Origin of the sequence: Acidovorax facilis (assembly GCF_023913775.1) — a bacterium.
Taxonomy (GTDB): Bacteria; Pseudomonadota; Gammaproteobacteria; order Burkholderiales; family Burkholderiaceae_C; genus Acidovorax; species Acidovorax facilis.
In genome coordinates this window covers 1-5,711 of record NZ_JAMXAX010000213.1, presented here as the reverse complement: position 1 = coordinate 5,711, position 5,711 = coordinate 1, and the positions used below count along the sequence as shown (strand labels likewise).

7 protein-coding genes are annotated in these 5,711 nt (G+C 65.1%); 4 read left to right on the top strand and 3 right to left on the bottom strand.

The window, feature by feature from the left end:
* From NFX52_RS29145 to NFX52_RS29130, 4 genes are all read left to right on the top strand, one after another.
* A partial coding sequence (locus NFX52_RS29145) for a PepSY domain-containing protein (protein ID WP_252635957.1) occupies positions 1-571 on the top strand: 571 nt, incomplete at its 5' end.
* 25 nt (positions 572-596) lie between these two features.
* Positions 597-1,073: a DUF2271 domain-containing protein gene (locus NFX52_RS29140; protein ID WP_055402955.1), complete on the top strand. Its 477-nt coding sequence runs from the start codon at positions 597-599 to the stop codon at positions 1,071-1,073.
* 10 nt (positions 1,074-1,083) lie between these two features.
* A complete protein-coding gene (locus NFX52_RS29135) occupies positions 1,084-3,291 on the top strand; it encodes a PepSY domain-containing protein (protein WP_055402957.1) in 2,208 nt (735 codons plus the stop codon).
* Positions 3,272-4,276 carry an FAD:protein FMN transferase gene (locus NFX52_RS29130; RefSeq protein WP_055402959.1) on the top strand — a complete coding sequence of 335 codons (1,005 nt, stop codon included), beginning with the start codon at positions 3,272-3,274 and terminating at the stop codon, positions 4,274-4,276. Before NFX52_RS29135 ends, NFX52_RS29130 begins: the two co-directional genes overlap by 20 nt.
* A 255-nt stretch (positions 4,277-4,531) precedes the next feature.
* Here the strand turns inward: NFX52_RS29130 and NFX52_RS29125 are convergent, their stop codons facing one another.
* From NFX52_RS29125 to NFX52_RS29115, 3 genes are all read right to left on the bottom strand, one after another.
* Positions 4,532-4,864: a BON domain-containing protein gene (locus NFX52_RS29125; RefSeq protein WP_082437697.1), complete on the bottom strand. Its 333-nt coding sequence runs from the start codon at positions 4,862-4,864 to the stop codon at positions 4,532-4,534.
* 193 nt (positions 4,865-5,057) lie between these two features.
* Positions 5,058-5,225: a hypothetical protein gene (locus NFX52_RS29120; RefSeq protein WP_156358902.1), complete on the bottom strand. Its 168-nt coding sequence runs from the start codon at positions 5,223-5,225 to the stop codon at positions 5,058-5,060.
* A gap of 261 nt (positions 5,226-5,486) precedes the next feature.
* Positions 5,487-5,711: helix-turn-helix domain-containing protein (locus NFX52_RS29115; protein WP_289781643.1), on the bottom strand; the 225-nt coding region annotated here is incomplete at its 5' end.

Genomic DNA, 5,711 nt, shown 5'->3' with positions numbered 1-5,711 from the left:
TGGAAATCGGGCCTCAAGGCCCTGCGAACGGCCCAAATGGGCGGCGCAAGAGGCCACAAAATCCAAAAAATGGCGTCTTCCGCGTTCGCGCGGGAAATTTCGAGGGCTTGTTCAGCGTAGCCTTAAGTCATGTATTACCGACTTCAAGGAGCCTCTCATGAAACACCACCCCTCTTTGCGGCGCGGCCTTCTGATTCTTTCACTGGCCCTGGCTGCATCGCCCACATGGGCCGGTGACGATTGCGATGCGCCGTTGCACCGCTGGCAGAACCGTGAAGCGGTGCTGCAGATGGCAGCCGCGCAGGGCTGGCAGATCCAGCGCCTGAAGATTGACGACGGTTGCTATGAAATTCGCGGCACGGACGTCCAAGGCCGCGCTTTCAAAGCCAAGATCGATCCGGAAACACTGAAGGTGTTGAAGATGAAGCAAGACAACCACCAGCGTGCCCGGGAACGTGATCGTGATGACGACGGTGCTGCGCGGCAGCCCCGACCACCGCAAGCGGACGGCGCCGCCGTGCCATCGCCTTTGTTGACGCCTGGCACCGCGCCACGCGGCCAGATTGAGTAACCACCTTTCTCACAGGAGCATCACCATGTCCAAACCTCTTTTGACCCTTTTGGCCACCGCCTGCGCGCTGGCCCTTCCGGCCCTGGCGTACAGCCGCCCACTCACGCTGACCGCCCAGCTCAAAAACTACGGTGGCGACGGCGCCTACGTGGCGGCCTACCTGACCGACGCCAAAGGCAACTATGTGCGCACGCTGTGGGTCGCCGGCGGCAAGGCCAAGTACCACAAGCACTTGTCTGACTGGAGCCGCCTCTCGGCCGGCGACGCCAAGCGCCTGGATGGCGTCACCGGTGCCAGCGTGGGCGCGGGGCGCACACTCAAGGTCACCGCCGATCTGGCGGATGCACTGATGGATGCGGGTTATGAAATCCGCATCGATGCCGCTGTGGAAGACATGCGGGACAGCCCGTCGGAGGTCCGCATCCCGCTGTCCAAAGCGAACGTCGGCAAGCCGCAGGCTGGCAAGCAGTACATCCAGTCGGTGACCTTCCAACTTCAGTAAAGGGGCTTGCATGAGCTGGAAAGTCATCCACCGCTGGCTGGGCCTGACCGTTGGCACCCTGGCTGTGGTGCTGGGCATCACCGGCTCTGTCTTGGCGATCGACCCAGTGCAGCAGGCGTGGCAGGCCCCCGTCGCACCAGGCGATTTGCCCGTGGCCATGCTGGTGGAGCGCGTGACGCGCAGCGTCCCGGGTGTGGAGGAAATTCGCCGTCTGCCTTCGGGTGCCATCGCGGTGTTCAGCTTTGCTGGCGACCAGCCGCAGGCGTCTTACGTGGATCCGGCCGATGGCAAGGTGCTGGGTGCGTGGCAACCCTCGGCGCTTCCGCGCTGGGTGAAGAACCTGCACCGCTCACTGTTGCTGGGCGACGCCGGGCGCTGGGGTGCTGCGGGCATTGCGCTGGCCATGGCCTTGTTGTGCGTCTCTGCGCTGGTGCTGTTGCTGCGGCGCATGGGCGGCTGGCAGCGGCTGGCGGCACGGGTGCGTGGATCGCTGGCGCAGCGGATCCATGTGGTCACGGGCCGTGTGGTGCTCGCCGTGCTTTGCCTGACATCACTCACGGCGCTGACCATGAGCGCCTCGACCCTGGGGCTGGTGGCGTTGGACACAAGGACCGAGCCGGAAGTGCTCTCCGTGGTCACCGGCAAACCGGATTTGCCAGGCGCACAGCTTGCCACGTTGCAAAGCCTTGCTGTGCAGGATTTACGCAAACTGAATTTTCCCGGCGCCACCGACCCGGAGGACACCTGGAAGGTCGCCACCGCCCAGGGTCAAGGTTGGATCGACCGGTACTCTGGCCAGATGCTGGCCTGGCAGGACGCCACCCTGGCTCAGCGCGTCTATGACTGGGCCGTGGTGCTGCACACGGGCGAAGCCGCCTGGCCCTGGGCCGTGGTGCTGGGGCTCGTGGGCGCCAGCGTGTTGCTGTTCTGGCTGTCGGGCGTTGTCATATGGTGGCAAGCACGCCGCCTGGCGCCGCATATCACAGGCAACACCCCGCTGGCACAGGCTGATGTGCTTATCTTCGTGGCCAGCGAAGGCGGCAGCACCTGGGGTTTTGCCCAAAAGCTGCAAGACGCGCTGAGCCAAGGTGGCCACCGCGTTCACACCAGCGCACTGGAGAATTTTCAAACCACCGCCACCACGCGGCAGGTGTTTGTGCTTGCAGCCACCTATGGCGAAGGCCAGGCCCCCGCACACGCCAGCCACGCTCTGGAGCACATCGCCAAGCTGAACGTCAGCGCCGTGCCAGTGACGGTACTGGGCTTTGGCGACCGGCAGTTTCCGGCCTTCTGCGCCTTTGCCGAGGCGCTGGATCGGACGCTGCGCGCACGGGGCTGGCCCGCGTTGCTGCCGCTGGAGTGCATCCACCAGCAATCGGGCCAGCAGTTTGCACGGTGGGGCATTGCGCTGGCGCAGGCGCTGAACGAACCCCTGGTGCTGGAGCATGTACCGCGCCTGCCGCCCACCGCCGTGCTCACGCTCATCGCACGCCAAGACTACCCCGGTGTTACCGGACAGCCCACGGCGATCCTGCGTTTTGCGTGGCCTTCACAGGGCCTAGTCACGCGTTTGCGCGGGCACGGTCTGGCGCGGTTTGCGGCAGGCGATCTTGTGGGCATAGTGCCACCGGGTTCAGCCGTGCCGCGGTATTACTCGCTGGCGTCGGGCTGGGAGGACGGATTTCTGGAAATCTGCGTGCGCCAGATGCCCGGTGGCCTGTGCTCCATGCACCTGCTGGGCCTGCAGGTGGGGGACAGCATCACCGCCTTCATCCGCACCAACCCCGGATTTTCGCTACCGCGAACGCGGCGGCCTGTGTTGCTGATTGGGGCGGGTACAGGTGTGGCGCCGCTGGTCGGCTTCATACGCCGCAACGACAGACGCAGCCCCATGCATCTGTATTTCGGCGGGCGCGACCCGGCGCGCGATTTTTTCTTCGGTGCCGAAATCCAGCGCTGGCTCGGCGAGGGACGCCTGGCCACTTTGCAAACGGTTTTCTCCCGCGTGCCCGACGGCGGTGGCTATGTGCAGGACGCCTTGCGACGCGACGCCGAGCACCTGCGCGGCTGGGTGGTGCAGGGCGCCATAGTGCGCGTCTGCGGAAGCCGCGCCATGGCGCAGGGCGTGGCCGAGGCGCTGGACGCGGTGCTGGAACCGCTGCAGTTGAGCGTCGCGGCGCTGAAAGCCAAGGAGCGCTATGCCGAAGATATCTTCTGACACCACTGCGGCCCACAAGCGCACCACCTTGCACGGCCCCACCATGGGCACACGCTGGTCGGCCAGTGTCGATGCCGACAACTCCATGGACCTGGCGGCCTTGCGCCAGGCCCTTGCCGCTGCGGTCGAGCAGGTTGACGAGCAGATGTCGCCCTGGAAGCAGGATAGCGACCTCATGCGGCTGAACCGCGCGCCCGTGGACGCCTGGGTCGACCTGCCCGTTGAAATACTGGAGGTACTCGACTGTGCGCTCGATGTCCAACGCCTGAGCGCGGGCGCTTTCGATCCGTGCATGGGGGCGCTGGTCGATGCCTGGGGGTTCGGCGCGGTGCGCGACGCACCCGACGCGGATGCAATCCGCACCGCACGCCAACTCCCGCCGCGAACTGGGCACGGGGGCCTGGAGCTGGACAGGCCCGCAGGCCGCGCCCGAAAGCGTTTGCCCTTGCAACTCGACTTGTGCGGCATTGCCAAGGGCTACGCGGTGGACCGCATGGCCAATGTGCTGCAACTGCACGGTGCGCGGCACGCGCTGGCCGCGCTGGATGGTGAGCTGCGCGCCGTGGGCAGCCAGGCGAGCGGCTCGCCCTGGGCTGTGGCTCTCGAACGGCCCGAGGCAGGGCGCCGCGGGGTGCATGGGGTCATCGAGCTGGAGGATCTGGCTGTGGCCACCTCAGGCGACTACCGACGCTATCTGGAAGTGGGTGGTGCGCGCCTTGCGCACACCATGGACCCGCGCCGCTGCGCACCCGTGAACAACGCCGTGGCATCGGTCACCGTGCTGGCGCGCACCTGCATGCACGCGGACGCCTGGGCCACGGCTTTGCTGGTGACTGGCCCCGACGAAGGTCTGGCCATGGCACAGCGCATGGGGATGGATGTGCTGTTCCTGTTGCGCCGTGCTGAGGGTTTGGTCAATGTGGGGCTGGGTCGTTTTGGCAGATCCGGTGGTGCTACGCCGCAGGAGCGTCCCGTCTCCGGATAGCTTCTCAGGTCCCGCCTTGGGCGCGCAACAGGACTTACTCAGCGGGGCTCCATGGCTGTCGGCCTTTCGCGGGGCCCACTGTATGCCATCGAACCACAGCACACTCCACAAGCCATACCGCAGTCTGCAGCCAGCTTGAGCGTGGTTGTGGGGCGCGATCCGCCGCATCTTGGCGTTGCCTGCCGAACTGGTCTGCAATCTCGCTCGAAGGCTCACCTCTGTGGCGGTCATGGACCGACGATTCGCGGGGCTGCTTCACTGCTTGACGGTCAACTCATTGTGGATGGAGTGTGCGCCTTCAGCGGCCCGCGCGGCGGTGAGGACGGCGTCGATCTGCGTCTGGCTTGCCACCGCACCCGTCAGCCGAACGTCGCCCTTGGTGGTGACGACTGTGATGTCCAACCCCGCCAAACCAGGCTCGTTGTTCAGTGCCGATTTGACATGGGTCGTGGTGTCGGCGTCTGAAACGTTGGCGGCTGCGCTGGCAGCCTGGGCTTGCTTCGGACTCGCGGTGTCTGTTCCATTGCATGCGGTCAGCAACACCGCGCAGCAGGCGGTCAATAGAAAAACTTGGTGGATAGATTTCATGGGATTCTTTCGTGGGATGCGGGCAAGAGCAGGGCTGCGCTGCTTCGCTCGGTGTGCATTGAGGCACTGGCCGCCATCGCGACTTTCCGGTCGTCGGCTTGGTGAGCGTCATTTCGATGACCACCGCGATGACTGCAGCGGGTGTTACGCCGGCCGCACTGGCTGCCGAGTCGAATTCAATGACAGGAAGGGTTCAGGTCAGGTGACGCAGGTTGGTTTGGCGCGACGGCAACTGAGGATCGCCCGGGTGCTGCTCAAGCGCGTAGGGAACTGAAAAGAAGGCCACGGTAAACACGAAAAATAGTGTTGCGGCGATAGTTCGTGCGATGGGTTGGATAAAGTTCTTGAGGTCGGCGTTCATGGTGGATCCTTTGACGGCTGAAGATTGAAGGGGTTGAGGACCGTTTGCCTGCTTAGTCCTTGGAGCCATGTTGCAGGCGTGTGGCTGAACACACGCTGAACGGCCGCTTCTGCGGACCATCACCCTCGGATCGTGGCGATAGCGCCGACTACGGCTTGTCGATGCCCAATGAGCCTGCACGAGGGCGACCTGGCGACACACCACCGACCCATGATGTTCCAGGGGCCAGCGCTTCGCCGCCGTGCTCGCATCGCTGTCCCCTCAGATCCCAAACTTCCTCACCCGATAAGCCATCGTCGCCCGGCTTATCCCTAACAACCGCCCAGCCAGCGCCACATTTCCCCCTGCGCTCTGCAACGCCTGCCGCAGCATCTGCTCTTCCGCTTGGTGCAGCGGTGCCACCACGGGCGCTACTGCTGGCGCTAACGCCACACCGGCCCGCGCACTTGCTGCCGCAGCGGCCTGCATCGCAGCCCCCCCACCCGC

Bases quoted from the DNA above. Each gene is read 5' to 3' on its own strand.
- NFX52_RS29140 (WP_055402955.1), top strand. From the start codon at position 597: ATGTCCAAACCTCTTTTGACCCTTTTGGCCACCGCCTGCGCGCTGGCC.
- NFX52_RS29135 (WP_055402957.1), top strand. From the start codon at position 1,084: ATGAGCTGGAAAGTCATCCACCGCTGGCTGGGCCTGACCGTTGGCACC.
- NFX52_RS29120 (WP_156358902.1), bottom strand. From the start codon at position 5,225: ATGAACGCCGACCTCAAGAACTTTATCCAACCCATCGCACGAACTATC.
- NFX52_RS29125 (WP_082437697.1), bottom strand. From the start codon at position 4,864: ATGAAATCTATCCACCAAGTTTTTCTATTGACCGCCTGCTGCGCGGTG.
- NFX52_RS29130 (WP_055402959.1), top strand. From the start codon at position 3,272: ATGCCGAAGATATCTTCTGACACCACTGCGGCCCACAAGCGCACCACC.